20 protein-coding genes are annotated in these 23442 nt (G+C 68.3%); 10 read left to right on the top strand and 10 right to left on the bottom strand.

The annotated features are described in order from the left end of the window. Nucleotides 1-36 precede the first annotated feature (36 nt). The 7 genes from LIN44_RS19775 to LIN44_RS19805 all read left to right on the top strand — a co-directional run bounded on the left by LIN44_RS19775 (nucleotide 37) and on the right by LIN44_RS19805 (nucleotide 6790). Entirely contained in the window at nucleotides 37-1446 is a 1410-nt protein-coding gene (locus LIN44_RS19775) for a hypothetical protein (RefSeq protein ID WP_227315950.1), read from the top strand. A 130-nt stretch (nucleotides 1447-1576) separates the two neighbouring features. Continuing rightward, complete coding sequence (locus LIN44_RS19780) at nucleotides 1577-2557, top strand: ABC transporter substrate-binding protein (RefSeq protein WP_227315951.1); 981 nt, start codon at nucleotides 1577-1579, stop codon at nucleotides 2555-2557. Between the two features lie 226 nt (nucleotides 2558-2783). Next, nucleotides 2784-3791: a taurine ABC transporter substrate-binding protein gene (gene tauA, locus LIN44_RS19785; RefSeq protein ID WP_227315952.1), complete on the top strand. Its 1008-nt coding sequence runs from the start codon at nucleotides 2784-2786 to the stop codon at nucleotides 3789-3791. 85 nt (nucleotides 3792-3876) lie between these two features. Further along, entirely contained in the window at nucleotides 3877-4653 is a 777-nt protein-coding gene (locus LIN44_RS19790) for a taurine ABC transporter ATP-binding protein (RefSeq protein ID WP_062804169.1), read from the top strand. Nucleotides 4654-4663: 10 nt separating this feature from the next. Continuing rightward, entirely contained in the window at nucleotides 4664-5539 is an 876-nt protein-coding gene (locus LIN44_RS19795) for an ABC transporter permease subunit (RefSeq protein ID WP_227315953.1), read from the top strand. A 94-nt stretch (nucleotides 5540-5633) separates the two neighbouring features. Continuing rightward, the gene (locus LIN44_RS19800; protein WP_227315954.1) at nucleotides 5634-5969 is read left to right on the top strand and encodes a hypothetical protein; all 336 of its coding nucleotides are present in this window, start codon (nucleotides 5634-5636) and stop codon (nucleotides 5967-5969) included. A gap of 98 nt (nucleotides 5970-6067) precedes the next feature. Further along, nucleotides 6068-6790 (top strand): ProQ/FinO family protein, encoded by a 723-nt coding sequence (locus LIN44_RS19805; RefSeq protein ID WP_227315955.1) that lies wholly within the window; start codon nucleotides 6068-6070, stop codon nucleotides 6788-6790. Nucleotides 6791-6817: 27 nt separating this feature from the next. On the opposite strand, the gene LIN44_RS19810 is transcribed toward LIN44_RS19805, so the two are convergent. Together LIN44_RS19810 and LIN44_RS19815 are read right to left on the bottom strand one after the other, a co-directional pair. Then, on the bottom strand, nucleotides 6818-7957 hold the full coding sequence (locus tag LIN44_RS19810) for an acyl-CoA dehydrogenase family protein (protein ID WP_227315956.1): 1140 nt from the start codon (nucleotides 7955-7957) through the stop codon (nucleotides 6818-6820). Further along, nucleotides 7950-9128, bottom strand: a complete 1179-nt coding sequence (locus LIN44_RS19815; RefSeq protein ID WP_227315957.1) for a CaiB/BaiF CoA-transferase family protein — start codon at nucleotides 9126-9128, stop codon at nucleotides 7950-7952. The genes LIN44_RS19810 and LIN44_RS19815 overlap by 8 nt, the downstream gene beginning before the upstream one ends. Before the next feature lie 116 nt (nucleotides 9129-9244). Here LIN44_RS19815 and LIN44_RS19820 point away from each other — a divergent pair, with 116 nt between their 5' ends. Together LIN44_RS19820 and LIN44_RS19825 are read left to right on the top strand one after the other, a co-directional pair. Next, nucleotides 9245-10180 (top strand): LysR family transcriptional regulator, encoded by a 936-nt coding sequence (locus LIN44_RS19820; RefSeq protein ID WP_227315958.1) that lies wholly within the window; start codon nucleotides 9245-9247, stop codon nucleotides 10178-10180. Nucleotides 10181-10238: 58 nt separating this feature from the next. Continuing rightward, nucleotides 10239-10469, top strand: a complete 231-nt coding sequence (locus LIN44_RS19825) for a DUF3820 family protein (protein WP_227315959.1) — start codon at nucleotides 10239-10241, stop codon at nucleotides 10467-10469. A gap of 19 nt (nucleotides 10470-10488) precedes the next feature. Here LIN44_RS19825 and garD read toward each other — a convergent pair whose 3' ends face one another. Continuing rightward, on the bottom strand, nucleotides 10489-12054 hold the full coding sequence (gene garD, locus LIN44_RS19830) for a galactarate dehydratase (protein ID WP_227315960.1): 1566 nt from the start codon (nucleotides 12052-12054) through the stop codon (nucleotides 10489-10491). A gap of 310 nt (nucleotides 12055-12364) precedes the next feature. Between garD and LIN44_RS19835 the strand changes: the two genes are divergently transcribed. Further along, nucleotides 12365-13420 carry a cyclase family protein gene (locus LIN44_RS19835; RefSeq protein ID WP_227315961.1) on the top strand — a complete coding sequence of 352 codons (1056 nt, stop codon included), beginning with the start codon at nucleotides 12365-12367 and terminating at the stop codon, nucleotides 13418-13420. A gap of 594 nt (nucleotides 13421-14014) precedes the next feature. Here the strand turns inward: LIN44_RS19835 and LIN44_RS19840 are convergent. The 7 genes from LIN44_RS19840 to LIN44_RS19870 form a co-directional block, all read right to left on the bottom strand. Further along, the gene (locus LIN44_RS19840; RefSeq protein WP_227315962.1) at nucleotides 14015-14200 is read right to left on the bottom strand and encodes a DUF1484 family protein; all 186 of its coding nucleotides are present in this window, start codon (nucleotides 14198-14200) and stop codon (nucleotides 14015-14017) included. A 512-nt stretch (nucleotides 14201-14712) separates the two neighbouring features. Beyond that, nucleotides 14713-16209 carry a tripartite tricarboxylate transporter permease gene (locus LIN44_RS19845; protein WP_227315963.1) on the bottom strand — a complete coding sequence of 499 codons (1497 nt, stop codon included), beginning with the start codon at nucleotides 16207-16209 and terminating at the stop codon, nucleotides 14713-14715. Between the two features lie 13 nt (nucleotides 16210-16222). Continuing rightward, nucleotides 16223-16726 (bottom strand): tripartite tricarboxylate transporter TctB family protein, encoded by a 504-nt coding sequence (locus LIN44_RS19850; RefSeq protein ID WP_227315964.1) that lies wholly within the window; start codon nucleotides 16724-16726, stop codon nucleotides 16223-16225. A gap of 70 nt (nucleotides 16727-16796) precedes the next feature. Then, nucleotides 16797-17792, bottom strand: coding sequence for a tripartite tricarboxylate transporter substrate binding protein (locus tag LIN44_RS19855; protein ID WP_227315965.1), 996 nt, complete (start codon nucleotides 17790-17792; stop codon nucleotides 16797-16799). An 86-nt stretch (nucleotides 17793-17878) separates the two neighbouring features. Then, the gene (locus tag LIN44_RS19860; protein ID WP_227315966.1) at nucleotides 17879-19045 is read right to left on the bottom strand and encodes a DSD1 family PLP-dependent enzyme; all 1167 of its coding nucleotides are present in this window, start codon (nucleotides 19043-19045) and stop codon (nucleotides 17879-17881) included. After that, nucleotides 19038-22091, bottom strand: a complete 3054-nt coding sequence (locus tag LIN44_RS19865; protein WP_227315967.1) for an FAD-binding and (Fe-S)-binding domain-containing protein — start codon at nucleotides 22089-22091, stop codon at nucleotides 19038-19040. The genes LIN44_RS19860 and LIN44_RS19865 overlap by 8 nt, the downstream gene beginning before the upstream one ends. A 10-nt stretch (nucleotides 22092-22101) precedes the next feature. Then, nucleotides 22102-23322: an alanine--glyoxylate aminotransferase family protein gene (locus LIN44_RS19870; RefSeq protein ID WP_227315968.1), complete on the bottom strand. Its 1221-nt coding sequence runs from the start codon at nucleotides 23320-23322 to the stop codon at nucleotides 22102-22104. Nucleotides 23323-23442: the final 120 nt, after the last annotated feature.

A 23442-nucleotide genomic window follows, 5' to 3' on the forward strand; every position in this document is an offset into this window, starting at 1 on the left:
GGGGGCTCGTGGGCGGGATGCGCCGTTGACGACAACATGACAGACCAATTCCTGTTCAGCAAGCCGTTCACGTTTCTCGCCTGCGCCGGCATGACGGAAGTCAGGGACGGCATCGAGGCACTGGAAACGCTTCCGGGCCACTTGTTCTGGCTGGAGAACGAGGACTTCATCCGCCGCGTCTACGTGCCCGATTTCCTCGAGCAAAGCCGCGCCGCCCTCGAGGCCGCGATGCCGGGCGGGCCGGAACTGATCGACGCCCTCGCGCCCGAGATCCGCCGCAGCGCGGCGGTGCTGCCGGCACTGCGCCAGCTGTCCGCGGACCAGGCCGCCCTGGCCCACTCATACTGCTACTGGAGCTATTGCGCCGATGTGGTCGGGCGCGCCCAGGGCATCCCGCGCAGCGCCATCGCGCGCCAGTTCGAGCGCGACGTGGCCCCGCGCGACGGCGCGCACAAGCTGCAATGGCTGTGCCCCTGCTGCGGCGGCCGGGCGCAGTACCAGGTCGATGGCTTGCTGGCGACGCAGCGGCCCGTGCGCCAGGGCGGCTTTTCGCTCGAATGCGCGCATTGCGGACACCAGGAGCGGCTCTATGCCGGCTTCCTGCACGCGGGCCGGCTCGAATGCCGCTGCGCGCTGTGCACCGGCTTTGTCCAGTCGCTCGCAGGCCAGCTGGCCCGCGCCGCGCGCAAGCTGTGCGCCAGCCTGGAAGACTATGCCTGGATGCACGCGGTGGATACCGCCGCGGAAATCGGCGAACTCAGGGAGATCTCGCTGCAACGGATTGCACATGGGGACAAGCCTTCCGCCAACGCGATGGCGTTTGCGGCGGCGGCCCAGTCCGGCGAGGTGCACACCATGGCGGAGCTGCTCGCCCGCATCGACCCCACGCTGGAACGCCGGCTCGACAAGAACCCCAGGGCCTGGGCGCTGCTGTGCGAGCTGCTGCGCGAAGGCGTGGTCGACGGTGAATGCACTATCTACGACCACGACGGGCGCAAGCACGTGGCGCTCGAGATCTCCCTGCTCGACGACGACCCGGCGCTCGACGGCGGCACGGCGCAGGACGCTCTCGCGACCCTGCTGCGGGGCTACTCGCCGGCCGAGCCCGAGGCCTTCGTCGGCTGGCTGAAGGCGCTGAAGCGGCTGCATCTTTGCACCGGCCGGTTCAATGCCGCCGTCGACGTGTCGTGGAAGCCCAACCTGGAGCACTGCCGCATCCTGACCGCGCGCTGGCTGCAGGACACGGCGCCGATGGCGCCGTTGGCCGCGCACGGCAGCGCCGCGTGGCCGCCGGCAACACAGCGCGCGCGCAGCCCGGAACGCCCGGTGTATCTCGATGCCGAACTGGAAGCGGTGCAGCTGCTCAAGGCGCTCGGCTACATCCTGCTCAGTCCGGAAGACATCCGTTCGCAACGGGATCCCGCGGAGTCCACCGGGCCCGACTGAGCGCATCGACGGCGGCCTGGCCCGCCGCGTACCACGCATATCGAATCGCGGATTTATTCGTTGGTGTGCGGACGCGGCGCGCGTACGTTCGGGGGTTCCGATACTGAACACCCCGAACGCCCCGAACTCCATGACCGCTTCCCGACGCCAGTTCCTGCGCCGTGGCGCCGCCGCCTCGGCCGCGCTCGCTTCCGGCCCCCTCCTTACCTTCACCACCTTCGCCGCCGGCGAGGCGCGCGCCCAGGGCCGCCCGGTGCTGAAGGCCGGCGACCAGAAAGGCGGCCTGCGCGCGCTGCTCGAATCCGCCAATGCGCTCGAGCACCTTGGCTACGACATCCAGTGGACCGAGTTCCCCGCCGCGGCGCCGCTGGCCGAGGCGCTGAACGCGGGCGCGGTCGACAGCGGCCCGATCGGCGATGCACCGGCCATCTTCGCGCTGGCGGCCGGCACGCGCATCCGGCTGATCGGCGCGAACCGCTCTGATCCCTACGGCACCGCAGTGCTGGTGCGGCCCGACTCGCCCCTGCGGCAGGCCGCCGACCTGAAAGGCAAGAGCATCGGCACCAACCGCGGCTCGATCGGTCACCTGATCGCGCTCAAGGCGCTGGAATCGGCCGGACTGAAGCCGGACGACGCCAACCTGCGCTTCCTGCCGCCCGCGGATGCCAAGCTGGCGCTGAGCAGCGGCTCGATCGATGCCTGGGCCACGTGGGAACCCTACACCGCGATGGCGGAAACCAGCCAGCACGCACGCGTGCTGGTCAGCGGCCGCGGGCTGTGGTCCGGCCTCAGCTACCTGGCCGCGACCGACGCGGCGCTGGCAGGCAAGCGCGCGCTGCTGCAGGACTTCCTGCACCGCGTGGTGCGCGCGCAGCAGTGGTCCTACCAGCATGTACCGGAGTTCTCGGCGACGCTGGCGCGCATCATCGGCATCTCGCCGCAGGCGGCACGGCTGCAGTTCGAGCGGCGCCGCACGCAGTGGCGCCCCATCGATGCCGCGGTGATCGCCGAGCAGCAGCGTACTGCGGATTTCTACCTGAAGGCCGGCCTGCTCAGGCAGCGGCTCGATGTGCGCCAGACCTTCGACTCCGGGTTCTCCCTGAGCGCCTGAGCGCCGGAGCGCCTCTGGCGAGGCCCCGGCTCCCGCCGCGGCCGGTACAGGAATTCCATGATTGACGCAGCCCCGCGCCAGCGCTCCCCGCGGCCCGGCGCGGCCTGCGCGCGCGCGTCCGGTTCTGGCCCCAGCGAATCCCGGCAACTGGTCCTATAGGCCCGGAATCGCGCTCACCTATAAAGCCGTGACCCCCAAAACCATTTCTCATCCGAGGAGCACTACCATGCGGTGGATCAAGCAGATCGCGATGTATTTCGCCCTGGCGGCGGCGCTGGCGCCGGCCGCACAAGGCGTGCATGCGCAAGGCAAGAATGTAGTGATTGCTTACCAGGACATGGTCGTGCCCTGGCGCTACGCACAGGACATGAAGGAGCTGGAAAAGCAGACTGGCTACACGGTCTCGTTCCGCCAGTTCGGCGGCGGCGGCGACGTGATCCGCGCCATGGCGTCGGGGCAGATCGCCATCGGCGAGGCGGGCACGTCGCCGATCGCTTCGGCGCTGTCGCAAGGGCTGGATGTCGAGCTGTTCTGGATCCTGGACGACATCAACGCGGCCGAAGCCATGGTCGCGCGCAACGGCAGCAAGATTGCCAGCGTCGCCGACCTGAAGGGCAAGCGCATCGGCGTGCCGTTCGTGTCGACCACGCACTACCACACGCTGGTCGCACTGGAGCGCGCCAAGATCAATCCGAAGGACGTGCGCATCGTCAATATGCGCCCGCCCGAGGTGGCCGCCGCATGGGAGCGCGGCGACATCGATGCCACCTTTATCTGGGATCCGGTGCTGGCCAAGCTCAAGCAGTCCGGCACGGTGCTGACCACCTCCGGGCAGATTGCCGCCGACACCGGCAAGGCCACCTTCGACGGCATGATCGCCAACAAGAAGTTCGCGCGCGAGAACCCGGACTTCATGGTCAAGCTGGTGCGCGTGCTGGCCGCGGCGGATGACAACTACCGCAAGAACAAGGCGTCCTGGACCGCGGACTCGCCCATGGTGAAGGCGGTGGCCAAGATTTCCGGCGCCAAGCCCGAGACCGTGCCCGCCAGCATGGCGCTGTACAGCTTCCCCACGCTGCAGGAGCAGGTCTCCGAGCGCTGGCTCGGCGGTGGCGCGGCGCGCGCGCTGCAGTCCGCGGCACAGTTCCTCAAGGAGCAGGGCACCATCCAGACCGTGCTGCCGGACTACGGCCCGGGGGTCAACGCGGAATGGGCCAGGCGCGCCTTGCGCTGAAACCGCGGCACATCACAGCAGCCGGCCGCCGCGCCCACGCCTTTTGCAGCGCGCCGGCCCGGCCAGTCCAGTTCGGGGAGCCATCATGTACCAGCTTGAAATCGATAATGTCAGCGTCAATTACGGCACGGCGGGCGGCGCGAAGACGCTGGCCCTGTCGCAGGTCAACCTCACCATGGAGCGCGGCGATTTCGTGGTCGCGCTGGGGGCCTCGGGCTGCGGCAAGACCACCTTGCTGTCTTGCATCGCGGGCTTCATGGAACCGTCGGAAGGCGAGATCCGGCTGAGCGGCAAGCCCGTGCACGGCCCCGGCGCTGAACGCGGCGTGGTGTTCCAGAAGCATGCGCTGATGCCCTGGCTCAGCGTCGAGGACAACGTTGCGCTGGGCCTGCGCCTGCGCGGGGTGAACCGTGCCGAGCGGCTGCGCATCGCCCATGAAAAGCTGGCCGCGGTCGGCCTGGAAAGCGTCGCCGCCAAGCCGGTCTACCAGCTCTCGGGCGGCATGCAGCAGCGCGTGGGCATTGCCCGCGCGCTTGCCTGCGATCCGGCGGTGATGCTGATGGACGAACCGCTGGGCGCGCTCGACGCGCTCACGCGCGAGTCGATCCAGGCGCTGATCCTGAAGCTGTGGGCGCGCGAGCAGAAGATCGTCTTCTTCATCACGCACAGCGTGGAAGAAGCGCTGTTCCTGGCCACGCGGCTGATCGTGATGACGCCCTCGCCCGGGCGCATCGCGCATACCTATGAACTGCCGTTCGCGCGCCGCTTCATCGAATGCGGCGACGCCCGCGCGGTCAAGTCCGACCCGGAGTTCATCCGCTACCGCGAAGAGATCGTCGACCTGATCCATGCCACCGCCTGAGGAGAACCAGATGTCCGCAACCGTCCAACGCATCGAGTCCCCGCCGCATGCCCCCGCGGCATCGGCGGCCGCGCCCGCCCGCCCCATGAAGACCGTGTCGGGCTACCGCCTGCCGGGGGAAGGATCGAGCTCGCGCATCTCCACCATCACCGTGGTGCTGCTGCTGGCACTGTGGTGGCTGGCCAGCCATCTGCGCTGGCTGCCGCCGCTGTTCCTGCCCACGCCGGAGTCCATCGTCACCGCCTTCATCGATGCCTGGCAAGGCAACCTGCAGGGCGGCCAGCCGCTGACCGAGCATTTCGCGGCCAGCATGGTGCGCGTGTTCGGCGCCTTCGCGCTGGCGGTGGCCACCGCGGTGCCGATCGGCGTGATGATGGGCGTGTCGCGCATCGCGCGCGGCATCTTCGATCCGCCGATCGAGTTCTACCGCCCCCTGCCGCCGCTGGCCTACCTGCCGCTGATCGTGATCTGGTTCGGCATCGACGAGACCTCGAAGGTGCTGCTGATCTTCCTGGCCTGCTTCGCGCCGCTGGCGATGTCGGCGCAGGCGGGCGTGCGCTCGGTCACGATCGAGCAGATCAACGCGGCGTACTCGATGGGCGCGAGCCCGTGGCAGGTGGTGCGCCATGTGGTGATCCCGGCGGCGCTGCCCGACATCCTGACCGGCATGCGCATCGCCATCGGCTTCGGCTGGACCACGCTGGTCGCCGCCGAGATGGTTGCCGCCACCGCCGGGCTGGGACAGATGGTGCTCAACGCCTCCAACTTCCTGCGTACCGACGTGGTGATCATGGGCATCGTGCTGATCGGGCTGATCGCCTATGTGTTCGACCTGCTGATGCGCAAGCTGGCCAAGTGGCTGGTGCCCTGGAAGGGACGGATGTGAAGCCGGCGGCCCCGGTCCCTGTTACGCGGGGCCGGGCAGGCGGTAACATGGCGGGGACTCTCGCCGGAGCGGATCCGGCACCCCGCCACCTGACATGACCCGCTGTTCTCCCTTTGCTCGCGCTTGCCTTGCCGCCGCCGGCCTGATCTGCCTTGGCATCGCCCGGGCCTCCGACCTCGACTGCGACCCGGCCGCCACGCCAGCCTCTGCCCCCCAGGCGCAGCGGCTGATCTGCGAATCCGCCCTCTTCTCCATGGGTTACCAGCGCATCCACGCCGACCAGCAACGGTTGCTCAAGGCGGGCGCGATCACCACGGCCGATATCGCGGCGTTCCGCGGCAAGCGGGATCAGTGCGGCACGGCCACCTGCCTGGATGCGGTATTCCGGGAGTGGCGGGCCTTCGCGGCCCAGGCCCGTGCCAAGCCCTAGGCGCCGCGTCCTGCGCATGCGCCCGCTGCCCCCGGATGCGCCGGACATGCTCCCGCCCCGGCCTTGATACAATCCCGGTTCACACAACGGCAGACATCATGGGCTTCGAACAACTGGCAGCACTCAGGGACCAACTCGCCAAGAAGGCGGCCGCCGAATCCAGAAAGGACGAGCGCAAGGGCCCGCGCCAAGGCGCGACCACCGGCGACACGTCCAAGGGCGCATCCAAGAGCGCATCCAAGGGTGCGCCGAAGCGCCCTCGCGACGGCGAGCGCACTGGCACGAGTGCGAACATGCCCGCGGGCGCCAAGGGCCGCCGCGCTGCGCCTGCCGCGGCCCCGGCCAAGCCGGTCGACCCGGTGGTGCATTCCATTGCCCGGCTGCAGAAGCATTTCCCCAAGGCCTTCCCCAAGAACCCGGCGCCCAAGGTGCCGCTGAAGATCGGCACCTTCGAAGACCTGACCCAGCACGCCGGAAAGCTCGGCCTGAACGAGGCGGAACTGCGTGAGGCGATCCGCACCTGGTGCAGCGGCTCGCGCTACTGGTCGTGCATGGTCGAAGGCGCCAAGCGGCTGGATCTGGACGGCAACGAGGCCGGCGAGGTGACCCAGGCGGATGCCAAGCGCGCCCAGCAATTGAAGGCGCGGCGCGCCGGCGCCGCGCGCCAGAAGGCCAAGGCTGCAGCGCCTGCAGCCGCTGCAGCGTCCGACGCTCCGGCCGCTCCTGCCGCGGCGGAGACCGTCTCGGAGTCAGCCGCGGCGCCTGCCGAGGCACAGGCGCAGGCGACGCCGGCTGCGCCAGAGTCCCCGGAAACGCCCTGACACGCGCCGCCGGCCGTCCGGCGGCGTCTACGCCAGCACCGCGCGCGCGATCACCGTCCGCTGGATTTCCGACGAGCCCTCGTAGATGCGCAGGATGCGCGCATCGCGCACCAGCCGCTCCAGCGGCATGTCCCGCGTGAAACCGTAGCCGCCGTGGATCTGCAGCGCGGCATCGGTGACGAACCCCACCATCTCCGACGCATAGAGCTTTGCCATCGACGCCTGCTCGGTAAAGGGCTCGCCGTCCCGGCGCCGCGCCGCGGCCTGCAGCGTCAGCAGCCACGCCGCCTCCAGCCGCGTGCGCATGTCCGCGAACATCCATTGCAGGCCCTGCTTGCGCGCCAGCGGCTCGCCGCCGACCTGGCGCTGCCTGGCCCAGTCCACCGCGCAGGCCAGCGCCGCCTCGGCGATGCCCAGGCTGGTGGCGGCCACGTCGAGCCGGCTGTTGTCCAGCACTTTCATCGCGGTGCGGAAACCCGTGCCCTCGGGCCCGAGACGGTTGGCGGCGGGCACGAAGCAGTCGAGCGCCACCTCATGGGCCGGGGCGCCGTGGATGCCCATCAGTTTCTCGGCCGGCGCCACCTGCACGCCATCGCTGTGCCGGTCCACCACGAAGGCGCTGATGCCGCGCGTGCCCGCGTCCGGGTCGGTCTTGGCATATACCACGATAAAGTCGGCCGCCTCGGCATTGGAAATGAAGTGCTTGACCCCGCGCAGTCGGTAGCCATCGCCTTCCGGCGTGGCGCGCGTCGCCATGTCGGCCGGGTTGGAGCCGGCACGCGGCTCGGTCAGCGCGAAGGCCCCCAGCCGCGTGCCGGCCGCCGCGCCGGGCAGCCAGCGCGCGCGCTGGCTGTCGTCGCCGCCGATCAGGATGGAATCGGTGGCCAGGTAATGCGCACCGAGCATCGACGACGTCGAAGCGCAGGCTTTGGCAATCTCCACCAGCGACAGGATCAGCGCCACCGGCGAGGTTTCGGTCCCGCCCCAGCGTTCCGGCAGGTTCATCCCCATCAGGCCCAGCTCAGCGAGTTGCGGCACATAGCGCGTGGTGGACGTCTCCGCGCGGTCCACTTCGGCCGCCAGCGGCGCCAGTTCGCTCTGCGCGAAGCGGCCAATGGCATCGGCGATCTCCAGGTCGCCGGGCTCGACGCCCAGTCGTTTAAGCATGCTGATTCTCCTTGGTGAAATCGTGCGCGGCCAGGATGGCCTGGGTGTGCTGCCCCAACTCCGGCGCGGGCGTGACGCGGTTGGGGCCATAGCCCGAGAACTTGACCGGCTGCGACGGCAGCCGCACGGTGCTCCCATCGGGCCCCGCCACTTCGGTGAGCAGGCCGCGATGGACGGCATGCTCGCTTTCCAGCGCCTGCCTGACATTGCGGATCGGCGCCACCGGAATGCCCGCCGCGCCCAGCAGGCGGTTCACCTCCGCCACGGACAGGCCTGACGACCACCCCTCCAGCGCAGCGCGCAGCGCGGGCTCGAAGCGGCAGCGCGATTCGTCATCGGCAAAGCGCGGGTCGTGCGCCATCTGCGGGCAGCCGATGGTCTCGGCCAGCGTGTGGAACAGCTTGTTGTTGAGCACCGCCACCACGTAGAACCCGTCCGCGGCGCGGTACACCCCGAACGGCGCCGACGACGGATGGCGGTTGCCGACCCGTTGCGGCGCCCGCCCGGTGGCGGCATAGCGCGCCACCAGCGTCGCGCTCAGGCTCAGCGTGGCGTCGAACATCGACACATCGACATGCGTGCCGCGTCCGTTCTTCGCGCGCGCCAGCAGCGCGGCCAGCACGCCCCATGAGGCAAAGAGCCCGCTGACCGCATCCGAGACCGCCTCGCCCAGCATGGTCGGCGCACCGTCCGGCGCGCCGGTCGCGTCCATCAGCCCGCACAGCGCCTGCAGGATGATGTCGTAGGCCGGCCGGTGCGACTCCGGCCCGGTCTGCCCGAAGCCGGACACGCTGGCATAGACCAGCGACGGATTCAGCGCCCGCAGCGCCTCGTAGCCGATGCCGAGCTTGTCCGCCACGCCCGGGCGGAAGTTCTCCACCACCACGTCGGCGCGCTCGCACAGCGCGCGGGCAAGTTCCAGCCCCGCTGCGGTCTTCAGGTCGATGACGATGCTCTGCTTGTTGCGGTTCATCGCCGAGAACAGCCCACTCCTGCCGTCGACGAAGGGCCCGACGGCGCGGTAATCGTCGCCGCCCGGCGGTTCGACCTTGATCACTTCGGCGCCCAGGTCGCCCAGCAGCGCGGTGCAGTAGGGGCCGGCCAGCACCCGCGAAAAGTCGATCACACGGATGCCGGCCAGCGGCAGGTCGGAATGGCTGGATGGGTCCAAGGCTTGCTCCTCGATGGCTTGCAAGCGCACGGGCTTGCGTTTCAGTGGCTCGATTCTGCGCAGCGCAAGCTATCAAGTAAAATATGGAATTCGACTAGCACCTATAGGATTTCCTGATGCGTATCTCGCTGCGGCGGTTGCGCTACTTCGCCGCAACCGCGGAAACCGGCAGCACCACGGCGGCGGCCCGGCTGCTGAACGTCTCGCAGCCGTCGATCTCCGTTGCCATCCGCGAGCTCGAGACGCTGTTCGACGAAGCCCTGTTTGCCCGCGACGCCGGCGCGCGCATGACGCTGACGCGCTTCGGCGTGCGCAAGCTGGCCGAAGCGCGCCAGATCCTCGGCGCGGCCACGGCGTTTGAAGTGGACAAGAGCGGCAACGGCGCGGCCGGCGAAGTGCAGATCGGGATCTTCCGCACGCTGGCGCCGGTCTACCTGCCGCTGGTGCTGCGCATCGCGCGCGAACGCTACCCGAACCTGGCGGTGCGTTTCGTCGAGGGCGACCTGGCGCAGCTGGAAGACTGGCTGCATGGCGGGCAGATCGAACTGGCGCTGAGCTACGACGTCGGCATGCCTGAAGACCTCGAGCGCGAACGGCTGGCCGAGCTGCGGCCCTACGGCCTGGTGCCTGCCGGCTCACGGCTGGCGCGGCGCCGCGGCAGCGTCTCGCTGCACGACCTGGCGCGGGAGCCGCTGATCCTGATCGACCTGCCGCACAGCCGCGAATTCCTGATGGCGCCGTTCTGGCAATACGGGCTGCAGCCCGAAGTGCGCTACCGCGCCACCTCGCTCGAACTGGCGCGCGGCATGGTCGCCAACGGCCTGGGCGTGGCGCTGCTGATCACGCAGGCGCCCGCGTCATCGCAGATTACCGCCGTGGTGGAGAAACCGATCCGGGAAGAGACCGTGCGCCAGCCGCTGGTGATCGCCCGCGCGGCACGCGCCACGCGGTCCCGCGCCTCGGAATTGCTGGCCGAATGCATGCGCGCGGCCGTGGCGGAAGCCAAGGCCGCCACCGCCACAGGCGCCGGCAAGCGCCCGCGCGCTGCCTGAGCCCCGCTATCGGCGCCGCGATTGTGGTAGCGTGGCGCTTTCCGACTGGCTTTGCCCCATGACCGATTTCGACGCCGACGCCCTCAAACGGCTGGTCACCGTCACCATGCCCTTCGGCAAGCACAAGGGCACGCTGATCGCCGACCTCCCGGGTAACTACCTGAACTGGTTCGCGCGCGAAGGCTTTCCGCCGGGACAGATTGGCGCGCTGTTGGCGCTGATGCATGAACTGGATCACAACGGGCTGGCGTATTTGCTGAAGCCGTTGCGTGGCGGCGACGACGCATAGCCTCCCTTCAGGCCCACCCTCAGGTCACCGGCGCCGGATTGAACAACACCAGCGCATTGCGGATCTTCCAGTGCTCGGCCCATGACTTCTTGCCGCTGGCCACGGCCAGCAGCGTGTGGAACAGCTCCCAGCCCACTTCCTCGATGGTGGCTTCGCCGGTGGCGATGCGCCCGGCGTTGATGTCCATCAGGTCGTGCCAGCGCCGCGCCAGGTCGTTGCGGGTAGAGACCTTGACCACCGGCACTTCCGCCAGCCCGTACGGGGTGCCGCGCCCGGTGGTGAAGACGTGCAGGTTCATGCCGGCGGCAAGTTGCAGCGTGCCGCAAACAAAGTCGCCGGCGGGCGTGGCGGCGTAGATCAGGCCTTTCTGCGTGACCTTTTCCCCCGGGCCGGTAACGCCGTGGATCGGGCCGGTGCCCGACTTGACGATCGAGCCCATCGCCTTTTCGACGATGTTGGACAGGCCGCCCTTCTTGTTGCCCGGCGTGGTGTTGGCGCTGCGGTCGACCTGGCCCTTCTCAAGATAACGGTCATACCAGGCCATCTGGCGCACCAGCGCCTCGGCCACCTCGGGCGTGGCGGCGCGTGCGGTGAGCTGGTCGATGCCGTCGCGCACCTCGGTCACTTCGGAGAACATCACCGTGGCGCCGGCGCGCACCAGCAGGTCGGTGGCGAAGCCCACCGCCGGATTGGCGGTAACGCCGGAGAACGCGTCGCTGCCGCCGCACTGGACCCCTACCACCAGCTCCGACGCCGGGCAGGTCTCGCGCCGGCGCGCGTTCAGGCGCGCCAGGTGCCTTTCCGCCGTCGCCATGATCGCATCGATCATCGAGGCAAAGCCCACGTGCTGCTCATCCTGCAGGCACACCACGTCGGGCTCGCCTTCTTTCTGGATCGGGATGGCGCCGGCGCCGATCAGCCGCGCCGGCTGCAGCTTCTCGCAGCCCAGGCTGACGATCATCACCTCGCCGCCGAAGTTGGGATTCAGCGCGATATTGCGGATGGTGCGGATCGGGATGCCGGCATCGGGCGCGTCGATCGCCACGCCGCAGCCGTAGGTGTGCTCCAGGCCCACCACGTCGTCGACGTTGGGATACTTCGGCAGCAGTTCTTCCTTGATGCGGCGCACCGCGAACTCGACCACGCCCTCGACGCACTGCACCGTGGTGGTGATGCCCAGGATATTGCGCGTGCCGACCGAGCCGTCGGCATTGCGATAGCCCTCGAAGGTATAGCCCTCCAGCGGCGGCAGCGGCGTCACGCGCGTGCCGACCGGCAGATCCTCCAGCCCCGGCGCGGCCGGCATGCGGATCACGCGCTCGTTGACCCAGCTGCCGCGCGGCAGGTCCTTGAGCGCGTAGCCGATCACCACGTTGTAGCGGATCACGGCGTCGCCTTCGCGCAGGTCGGCTAGCGCCACCTTGTGGCCTTGCGGGACGGCTTCGGCCAGCACCAGGCCGCACGGAAACGCGGCGCCCGCCGTCAGGCCGCCGTCGTTGGCAACAATGGCGACGTTGTCGTGGGGGTGCATGGTGATGTAGAGGGGGCGCGAGGCCTGGTCAGCCGCTGTCGAGGTTCCTGCCATCTCTTCTCCGGCCCCGAAAATCATCCGGAGCATGTGTTACGTTGTCTGACAACATTCTAACTGCTTCGACGCGCGCCAGGATGCGGGTTATCCCTCAACTCCGGCGAATTCCGAGGGAGGCTGGCGGCACATTTCTGACTTGTTATACGACAACATACGAAAATTCCCGCGAACCGTCCTCGACGCACGCCTTCCGTGCTGCACTGCAAAATGACCGACGGCGCCGACATGGCCTATAAGGATGCAACCGGTTTCATTCCGCATCACCTGGCCCGCGGGCGGCCGGCCACAAGACAAGGAGGTATGACTCATGCGCTGGAAGCAACGTCCGCAAGGTTCCAACTGGGGAGACTTCGGCCCCGACGACCAGCTCGGCCGCATCAATTTGATCGGGCCGGAACAGGTCATCAAGGGCGCGCGCGAGGTGCAGGCGGGCCTGAGCTTCTGCCTGTCGCTGCCGCTGGACTACCCCGGCGGCAACAAGCTCAATCCGCGCCGCCATCCGCCGGTACTGCGGCCGACCTTCCGCGACGATGCGCCGTATACCAATTTCCCGCTGGCCAAAATGGACCCGGCCGCCACCGATGTCATCAGCGACGACCAGGTGCTGATGTCCCTGCAGTACAGCACGCAATGGGACGCGCTGGCGCACGTGGGCGCGCTCTTCGACGCCGACGGCGATGGGCGGCCCGAGCGCGTCTACTACAACGGCTACCGCGCCAACGAGCATATCGTCGGCCCGATGGACTATGCCGAGGACGACAACTTCGCCGCGCACCCGTGCGGCCACGACCACAGCGCGGCGCACGCCCTAGGCATCGAGAACTTCGCGGTCAAGGGCATGCAGGGCCGCGGCGTGCTGGTGGACCTGGCGCACGTCTTCGGCATGGACTTCCGCAATGTTGGTTATGACGACCTGATGCGCGCGATGGAAGCCGCCAAGGCGGAAGTCGAACGCGGCGACATGCTGCTGCTGCGCACCGGCTTTGCCGAAGTGGTGCTGTCGATGCAGCGCGAGCCCGATGAAACCGTGCTGCACCACAGCTGCTGCGCGCTCGACGGGCGCGACGACAAGCTGCTGAACTGGATTACCGATGCGGGCATCGCGGCGCTGATCGCTGACAACTATGCGGTGGAGCGCTACCCGGCCCGCCCGGCGCCCGCGGGCGATGCGAACCATCCTTTGCTGCCGCTGCATCACCATTGCCTGTTCAAGCTGGGATTGCCGCTGGGGGAACTGTGGTACTTGCGGGAGCTGGCGGATTGGCTGCGGGGGAATGGGCGTACGCGGTTTCAGTTGACGGCGCCGCCGTTGCGGTTGCCGGGGGCGGTGGGGTCGCCGGTGACGCCGATTGCTACGGTGTGAGTGTTCCGGCACTCAATGGAACTGCGGTCGGGGATCGTGCTTGACTGGCGTGGCGGTTTCGCCGGCGTAGCCGGCGACCTCCTTTCTGTCCGAGCGACAGAAAGGAGGCAAAGAGCGCGTCGCCTAAGCGGCTGGCTAAGGCGGCGTTGGTGGTTCCAGCGGCGGTGCCTTGCGGTCAGGCAGTTGGTGGTTCCAGCCTGCTGACGCTACCTGGAGGTGCCTGGCGTTCGGGGTCGGATGGACGAACCCGACTTTAGGTCGGTGGCAGCCTGCTTACCGCGTTATTGGTGCGACGCCTTCGGCTGCGCTGCGCGCGCTCATCATCTCAGGTCAAGTGCACTGGCACGGAGTGCGTCGCTGCGCTCGCACGGCGCTCTAGTGGGCGATCCCAACAACGTTTTTCTTCCTGCCTGTTTTCTCCCCTCTCCCGCTTGCGGGAGAGGGGCGGGGGTGAGGGCCGGCGCATCAACGAAGTCGGACGTCCAAATCCTCGCGAGCCTGAAAACATTTGGGCCCGTCCGCATTTCATGTGCGACCGTCTTAAATTTCAAGCCCGGCACCCCATCCCAATGCCGATAGTGGGAACGTCCACGCTTAAGAAACCGGCAGCTCTTCCAACACCCGTTCCAACTGGGCCTTCACCAAACCCAACAGGCAAAACGCCCCAAAGGCCCCCTCCCACCATTCACTCTGCTGCTCGAGCAGCACAAGCACGCCATCTATTCCCGCTGCCACTGCCAAAAGACTGTACCGCGCCGTTGATAGATCGATTTCCGACATAGGACCTCCTATCGTTACCTGAAGGTCCGCCGCGCGACGCTGGTGGAGGGCGGCGGGCCTGACGACGAGGGTGGAAGACCGATGCAAACACCAAGCCGGCCAGCCTTGCGGCTGCCTCGTGTCGGGCCCGCCATGGATGACAAGCGCGTACGCGGAGACAGGCGGCGTCGAAGACGCCGTCCTGTGGTGCTTGCAGTTCGGGCTTCCACGCCCGGTCACCGTTGTGTGCGATGACCGTGTCAGTCTCCCGCTTCAGAGTCCGGAACTCGATAAGACAGTTCCCATTCCTGAACGGACGCAGCATCGTGCCGTTGAAGTGCCCCTTCGCAAATCGCCGATCTCCGAAACGATTCGGCAAGAGGTGTTGTTGTAGGTGTGATTGGATGGCATGCAGTCGTGACTTCGTTGACGCGCCCGGCCCTCACCCCCGCCCCTCTCCCGCAAGCGGGAGAGGGGAGCAAACACGCGGGAGGAGGAGCGCTGGTGGCCTCGCCCGCCCAGCACGCCAACCCTCACGCCACCCTCTTCCCCCGCATCCGCAAATCACTCACTAGCGGCCACACCAGCACGAAGATCGCCAGCCCCATGATGGTTCCCACCAGCCCGTTGGACCAGAACACGTCCGGCGCGCCGGATGACACCAGCATGGTCTGCCGGAAGGCATCTTCGGCGCGATCGCCCAGCACCAGCGCCAGCACCATCGGCGCGAGCGGATAGTCGAGTTTCTTCAGCACATACCCCACCACGCCGAAGCCCAGCATCAGCCAGACGTCGAACAACGCCCCGTTCACGGTGTACGCGCCGATCGCGCAGATCACCAGGATCAGCGGCGCGATGATCGAGAACGGGATGCGCAGGATCGCCGCGAACAGCGGCACGGTCGACAGCACCACGATCAGTCCGACGATATTGCCCAGGTACATGCTGGCGATCAGCCCCCACACGAACGGTCCTTGCTCGGCGAACAGCAGTGGCCCCGGCTGCAGCCCCCAGATCATCAGGCCGCCCAGCAACACCGCCGCGGTGGCGGAGCCGGGAATGCCCAGCGCCAGCATCGGCAGCAGCGCGCTGGTGCCGGCCGCGTGCGCCGCCGTCTCCGGCGCGACCACGCCCTCGACATTGCCCCGCCCGAACGAATCGGGCTCCCGCGCCATGCGCTTGGCTACGCCATAGCCCATGAACGACGCCGCGGTGGCGCCGCCGGGGGTGATGCCCAGCCAGCAGCCGATCACCGACGAGCGCAGCACGGTCAGCCAGTAGCGCGGCAGTTCGGCCCAGGTCTTCAGCACCACCTTCAGGTCGATGCGCGCCTGCTTGCCGCGGAAGGCCACGCCCTCTTCCATCGTCATCAGGATCTCGCTGATGCCGAACAGGCCGATCACTGCCACCAGGAAGTCGAAGCCGCGCAGCAGCTCGGTCGAGCCAAAGGTCATGCGCAGCGTGCCCGACACCGTGTCCATGCCGACCGCGGCCAGCACGAAGCCCAGGCACATCGCGATCAGGATCTTGGGCTTGGACTCCTTGCCCATGCCTACGAAGCTGCAGAACGTCAGCAGGTACACCGCGAAGAACTCGGGCGGGCCGAAGCGCAGCGCAAACTTTGCCACCATCGGCGCCAGGAAGGTGATCAGCAGCACGCCGGCCAGCGCGCCCAGGCAGGAACCGGTGAAGGCCGAGGTCAGTGCCTTGCCGGCTTCGCCGCGCTGCGCCATCGGGTAGCCGTCGAAGGTGGTGGCCACCGACCAGGCTTCGCCGGGAATATTGAACAGGATCGAGGTGATCGCCCCGCCGAACAACGCGCCCCAGTAGATGCAGGACAGCATGATGATGGCGGACACCGGGTCCATCGAGAACGTCAGCGGCAACAGGATCGCCACGCCGTTGGGGCCGCCCAGGCCGGGCAGCACGCCGACGACGATGCCAAGCAGGATGCCGACGAACATCAGCCCGACGTTCTGCCACGACAGCGCCACGGCGAAGCCGCCCATCAATGCATTGAGTTCATCCATGACCGGTCCCTCCCTAGTAGCCCAGCGCCGCTTCCAGCGGGCCCTTGGGCAGCGGCACACGGAACTGGATCTCGAAGATCCAGAACAGCAAGGCATTGATGCCGACGCCGACCAGCGCGGCCTTCCACCATGCCGACTTGCCCACCCAGACCATGAAACCGGTGATGAATGCCGCCGATGCCACGTAGATGCCGAGCAGCCCGATCAGGCCGACATAAGCGGTCAGCGGCACCAGGATGACACCCACCTGCCGCAGCTGCTGCCACGTCGCAAATATGGCGGTGCCGTCGGCGTGCAGCGCCTGCACGCCCACCAGCACGCTGCAGACCAGGATGATGATGCCGACCCGCATCGGGAAATAGCCCGCTTCCGGCCCGTCCGCCGCCCAGCCGGCGCCGATGCCGTAGTTGCTGCCGATCACGACCAGCGCGCCGGCCAGCAGGCACAGCGCCACTGCCAGTTCCACCGTCTTGACCGAGATGCCGGCGCCCGTATGCGCCGCTGCCTGTTGATCCATGTTGTCCCCCGCCTTCCTTCAGGCCCCGGCTGCGCCGCGCGGCGCAGCCCGTTGGTGATACGTGCCAGCGTCAGCGCGCGGCGACGAAGCCCGCCTCCTTGATGATGTCGCGGTGCGCGGCTTCATCGCGCGCCAGGAAGTCGGTCAGCGCCTTGCCGGTCAGGAAGTCGTTCTTCAGCGCGTTCTTCTCCAGGTATTCCTTCCACTCCGGCGTGGCCACGATCTTCTGCATCAGGTCGACGTAGTACTTCTGCTGTTCCGCGGTCACGCCGCCCGGCATCATGAACACCCGCAGCATCTGGTATTGCACGTCGAGGCCCTGCTCCTTGCAGGTCGGCACGTCATGCCAGCTCTGGGTCTGCGTGACCTTGCCGTTGTAGGCCATGCGCTGCGGCGCGAACACGCACAGCGCGCGATGCTCGCCGGCGCGCCACTGGCCGATCGATTCGGACGGGTTGTTCAGGTTGGCGTCGATATGCTGGCCCGACAGCTGCGTGGCGGCCTCGCCGCCGCCCTTGTACGGCACGTAGATGAAGCGGGTGCCGGTCTTCTTCTGCACCAGCGCGCTGATGATCTGGTCTTCGCGCTTGGAGCTGGTGCCGCCGACCTTGATCTTGCCCGCGTTGGCCCTGGAAGCGTCGATGAACTCCGCGACGGTCTTGTACGGGGACGCGGCATTGGTCCACAGCACGAACTCGTCCTGCGCAATCATTGCCACCGGCGTGAGGTCGCGCCAGCTGAACGGCAGATGGCTCACCATCGGCACCGTGTAGAGCGCCGACGAGGCCACCAGCAGCTTGTGCGGATTGCCCTGCGAGGCCTTGGTATCCATCAGCCCTTCGGCGCCGCTGGCGCCGGCCTTGTTCAGCACGATCACCGGCTGGCTCATCAGCTTGTGCCTGGCGATGATGCCCTGGATCGACCGCGCCATCTGGTCCGAGGCGCCACCGGCGCTGAACGGCACCACGATCTCGACCGGCTTGGCCGGCTCCCATGCCCAGGCGCTGAGGCAGGCCGTGGCACCCACCACCGCCGCCAGGGTCTTCCTGATTGTGTTGCGTTGCATTGTTGGTCTCCTTTGGCTTTTTTGACTACCCCGTGCCGCTTGTTGCGGCTCTTCTCTCTTCTCTTTTTCTGCGCGGCCACGCGGCATCAGCGGCTCAGGCCGCGCGCCGCGATGTCCCACAGCTCGGCCACGTGCCCGTCGCGGCAGCACACGTATTGCGCGTGCAGGTTCGCGGTGGGATCGCAGTGGCCGGGCACCAGCCAGAGCTTGTTGCCCAGCAAGGCCTGGCCGTCCTGGTCCAGCACCTGCAGCACGCCGTGTTCATCGTTGGCCGCGACATAGCGCAGCCATGCGCTGCCCGGGCCGGACCACAGCCGCGGCAGGCCGGAATCGACCGCGACGGACTTCAGGCCCGCATCGCACACCGCCACGCCGGCGCGCGCGGTGCTCATCACCGTGGTCGACAGGAACAGGGCGTGCCGGGGCTGGAAGCGCCCGGGCCATTCGCTGGCGCCATAGTGGCCGTCCAGGAACAAGTAGCTGCCGGGCTGGATCTCGGTATAGACGCCGCTCTCGCAATCGAACTCCGCGGTGCCGCTGCCGCCTCCCGTGATGACCGGGCAGGCGATGCCGCGGGAATCGAGATGGCGCACATAGGCGCCCGCCCGTTCGGCTGCGCGCCGGGCGGCGTCGCGGCGCTGTGTCCAGTGCGCCAGATGCTGGGCGCCGCCGTGATACGCCTGCAGCCCGCCGAAACGCAGCGACGGCGCCTCGCCGATCGCATCGGCCAGCCGGCTCAGCGCTTCAGGGCTGTCGACACCGCAACGGCCCTGCCCGACATCGGCCTCCGCCAGCACGGTGATGCGCACTGCGCCGGCGGCTGCGGCGGCGGCGATCGCCGATACCTGGCGCACGTCGTCCACGCAAACGCTCAGCTCCACATGCCGGGCCAGCTCTACCGCCATCGCCAGCTTGTCGGTGCCGACGAACTCGTTGCTGATGTGGATGCTGGCGATGCCGGCGGCGGCAAACGGATAGGCCTCGCTGAGCTTCTGGCAGCAGATGCCCACCGCGCCGGCCGCAATCTGCCGCTGCGCAATCGCGACCGACTTGTGGGCCTTGGCATGCGGGCGCAGCGCCACGCCGCCGGCATCGGCAAGCGCCTGCATCCGGGCCAGGTTATGGTCGAAGGCATCGAGGTCGACCAGCAGCGCCGGCGTGCCGACGTCTTCGACGCGGTCGCCGATCTTTGCCGGTGCCGGCGGCTGCAGGCGGGCACGCTCATGGACGGGATTGCGCATCGGCTCACTCATGGGCACCCTCCAGCGCCATCGCCAGCACTCTTGCCACATGCATCGCCTCGGCCTGCGCGCCGTCGCGGATCTGGTGGCGGCAGCTGGTGCCGTCCGCGACCACGATGGCGCCGGATACGCGCCGGCGCACCGCCGGCAGCAGCGACAGCTCGGCCATCGCCTGCGACGCGGCGAAATGCTCGGCCTCATAGCCGAAGCTGCCGGCCATGCCGCAGCACGACGACTCCACGGTCGACACCTTCAGGCCCGGAATCCATCCCAGCGCGGTCTGCACCGGCGTAAAGGCATCGAATGCCTTCTGGTGGCAATGGCCATGCACGATGGCCTCGTTGACCTGCAGCGGCCGCAGCGGCAGTTCCAGCCGGCCGGCCTGCTGTTCGCGAACCAGGAACTCCTCGAACAGGAACGACAGGCTGGCGAGCTGGCGCGCCTCTTCGCCGTAGCCATAGCCCAGGAACTCGTCGCGCAGCGACAGCAGGCACGAAGGCTCCAGGCCCACCACCGGCACGCCGCGCTCGACGAAGGGACGCAGTGTGTCGAGCAGGCGCCGCGCCTCGGCCTTGGCCTGGTCGACCAGGCCCGCGGCGAGGAAGGTCCGGCCGCAGCACAGCGGGCGTTCGCCTTCCCGCGTGTTGAAGTGCACGGTATAGCCCGCGGCTTCCAGCACGGCCTGCGCGGCGCGCGCATTGTCAGGCTCCATGTAGTTGCTGAAGGTATCGACGAACAGCAGCACTTCGCGGCCGTCGGCCTTGCTGGCGACATCGTTGCCGGCAGCGTTGCCCGCGCTGCGGCGGCGCGCCAGGAACGGCGCGGTGAAGCGCGGCAGCGAACGCTGCGGGGCAAACCCGAGCGCGCGCTTGATCCAGCCGGAGACCGCCGGCAGGCTGTCGGCCAGCGCCAGCAGGCCCGGCACGCGGCTGGCCATCGGCGCATAGCGCGGCAGGAATGCCACCATGCGCTCGCGCAGGCTGATGCCGTGCCGGCTGGCCCAGGCATGGCGCGCCTCGATCTTGAACTTCGCCATGTCGACGCCGGTCGGGCAGTCGCGCTTGCAGCCCTTGCACGAGACGCACAGGTCCAGCGCCTCCTTCACTTCCGCGCTGGCCAGCCCGTCGCTGCCGAGCTGTCCGGTGAGCGCCAGCCGCAGCGTGTTGGCGCGGCCGCGCGTGACGTGCTGCTCGTCCTTGGTCACGCGATAGCTCGGGCACATGGTGCCGGCGTCGAACTTGCGGCAGTGGCCGTTGTTGTTGCACATCTCGACGGCCGACGCCAGGCCATGCGTAGCGGTATCGGTGCCGGTGCCGGGCGCGGTCTCGGCGCCCGTCATCGGGTCGCGCCGCACGTTCCACGCCGACCAGTCCAGCGCCGGGGTCAGCGGCAGCGCGGCGTAGCCGGGCGCGAAGCGGAAGTTCTCGCGCGCGTCCATCCGCGGCGGGCGCACGATCTTGTCGGGGTTGAAGCGGTTGTCCGGGTCGAACAGCGCCTTGATCTCGCTGAACGCGGCATTGATGCGCGGGCCGTACTGCCAGGCCACCCATTCGCCGCGGCACAGCCCGTCGCCATGCTCGCCGGAATACGCGCCCTTGTACTCGCGCACCAGCTCGGCCGCTTCCTCCGCGATCTCGCGCATGCGCACCGCGCCGTCGCGGCGCATGTCCAGGATCGGCCGCACATGCAGCGTGCCGACGCTGGCGTGGGCGTACCAGGTGCCCTCGGTTTCGTGCTTGTGGAAGACCTCGGTGAGCCGGCGCGTGTATTCGGCCAGGTGCTCGAGCGGAACCGCGCAGTCTTCGATGAACGAGACCGGCTTGCCGTCGCCCTTCATGCTCATCATGATGTTCAGGCCGGCCTTGCGCACGTCCCACAGCGCCTTCTGCGCCTGCTCTTCCGGCATCTTCACCACCGAGCCCGGCAGGCCGAGATCCGCCATCAGTTCGGCAAGCTGGTCCAGCTGCGCCAGCAGCGCCTGCCGGTCGTCGCCGGCAAATTCCACCAGCAGGATGGCCTGCGGATCGCCGGCCAGCGCGCGCTCGACCACCGGGCGGAAGGCGGGGTTTTCCATCGACAGGTCGATCATGGTGCGATCGACCAGCTCCACCGCCACCGGGCGCAGCGTGACGATATGCTGCGTCAGGTCCATCGCCTGGTAGAACGTGGGGAAGTTGACCACGCCCAGCACCTTGTGCGCCGGCAGAGGCGCCAGCTTCAGCGTGAGCTGGCGGCTGCAGGCCAGCGTGCCTTCGGAACCGACCAGGATGTGGGCCAGGTTGGCGTGGCCGTCGTCGGTATAGGCGCGCGGGTTCTGGCAGTCGAACAGGTCGATGTTATAGCCGGCCACGCGGCGCAGCACCTTGGGCATGCGCTCGGCGATCTCTTCGCGCTCGCGCGTGGCGATGCGCCGCAGGCCGCGCAGGATGCCCTCGGCGCGCCCGGCTGCCACCGGCTGCGCGAGCGAACCGAAGTGGCAGTCGCTGCCATCGGCCAGCACCGCATCGATCGCCAGCACGTTATGCACCATGTTGCCGTAGGCGAGCGAGCGCGAGCCGCATGAGTTGTTGCCGGCCATGCCGCCGATGGTGCATTGCGCCCCCGTGGAAACATCGACCGGAAACCACAGCCCATGCGGCTTGAGCCAGGCGTTCAGGTGGTCCAGCACGATGCCGGGCTCCACCGTCACCGTGCGCGCGGCGGCATCGAAGGCGACCACGTTGTTGAGCCACTTGCTGGTGTCGATGACCAGCGCCTCGCCCACGGTCTGGCCGCACTGGCTGGTGCCGGCGCCGCGCGCCAGCACCGGCACGCGCTGGTCGCGCGCGATGTCGAGCGCGCGCACCAGGTCGGCCTGGTCGCGCGGCACCACCACGCCGACCGGCATGATCTGGTAGATCGAGGCATCGGTGGCATAGCGTCCGCGGGCGGCGCGGTCGAACAGCACGTCGCCGCGCAGTTCCTTGCGCAACAGCGCTGCCAGCGGCGAGGTGGCGCGCTGCTGCGCGGGCACCAGGTGGATCGGCTTGACCAGCAAGGAAGACGAATTCATGTTCATGGCATGCAAGTCATGCGGCGGCCTTGAGCACCGGCGTGTCGGCGTGCGCGGCGAGCGACGCCATCGCCGCCGCCACGCCGCTGCCGGCAAGCGGCACGCCAGCGAGCTTCAGCCCCATCTCGCAGCCGGCAAGCGTGGCCATCAGGGTCAGGTCATTGCAGTCGCCGAGATGGCCGATGCGGAACATGCGGCCGCGCATCTTGCCCAGCGCCTGCCCCAGCGACATGTCGAAGCGCTCGTAGATCAGCTTGCGCACCGCGTCCGCGTCGACGCCGTCGGGCATCATCACGCCGGTCAGCACCGGGCTGTACACCGCGGGATCCGCGCACTGGATCTCCAGGCCCCAGGCGCGCACGGCCTGGCGCGTCGCCTGCGCCAGCCGCTGGTGGCGCGCGAAGACCTGGTCCAGGCCCTCGCCCAGGATCATGTCGAGCGCTTCGGACAGGCCATACAGCAGGTTGGTGTTGGGCGTGTACGGCCAGTAGCCGTTCTTGTTGGCCTCGATGATCTCGGCCCAGCCCCAGAACGCGCGCGGCAGCCTGGCGTGCTGGCTGGCGGCGATGGCCTTGGGCGAGAGCGCGTTGAAGCTGATGCCGGGCGGCAGCATCAGGCCCTTTTGCGAGCCGGACACGGTCACGTCGACGCCCCACTCGTCATGGCGGTAATCGGCCGACCCCAGGCCCGAGATGGAGTCCACCAGCAGCAGCGCCGGGTGCCCGGCGGCATCGATGGCCCGGCGCACCGCGGCGATATCGGAGGTCACGCCGGTCGAGGTTTCGTTGTGCACCACGCAGACGGCGCGGATCGCATGGCCGGTGTCCTCGCGCAGCCGGGCTTCGATCATGTCCGCCTGCACCCCGCGGCGCCAGCCCTCGATGCCCGGCAAGCCCAGGAATTCCGGCCGCAGGCCCAGCGCCTCGGCCATCTTCTTCCACAGCGTGGCGAAATGGCCGGTCTCGAACATCAAGACATGGTCGCCCGGGCTGAGCGTATTAGTCAGCGCCGCTTCCCAGGCACCGGTGCCAGACGCCGGATAGATGATCACCGGATGCCGGGTCTTGAAGATTTCCTTGATGCCGGCCAGCACCTTGCGACCAAGCGCGCCGAACTCCGGGCCGCGGTGGTCGATGGTCGGATAGCTCATCGCGCGCAGGATGCGATCGGGCACCGGGCTCGGGCCGGGGATCTGCAGGAAGTGGCGGCCGGATGGATGGAAATCGAGGTGAACCATGAAATCGCGCCTCCTTGATGGATTATGAATTTTGAATGCAATCGACTATAGCAGAGGGGCTGGCGGCGCTCCAAGGCGAAACTTATTGGCTTTTGTCGTGGTTAACCCGCGTTTTGCGGC

The organism is Cupriavidus sp. MP-37 (assembly GCF_020618415.1).
Classification (GTDB): Bacteria; Pseudomonadota; Gammaproteobacteria; order Burkholderiales; family Burkholderiaceae; genus Cupriavidus.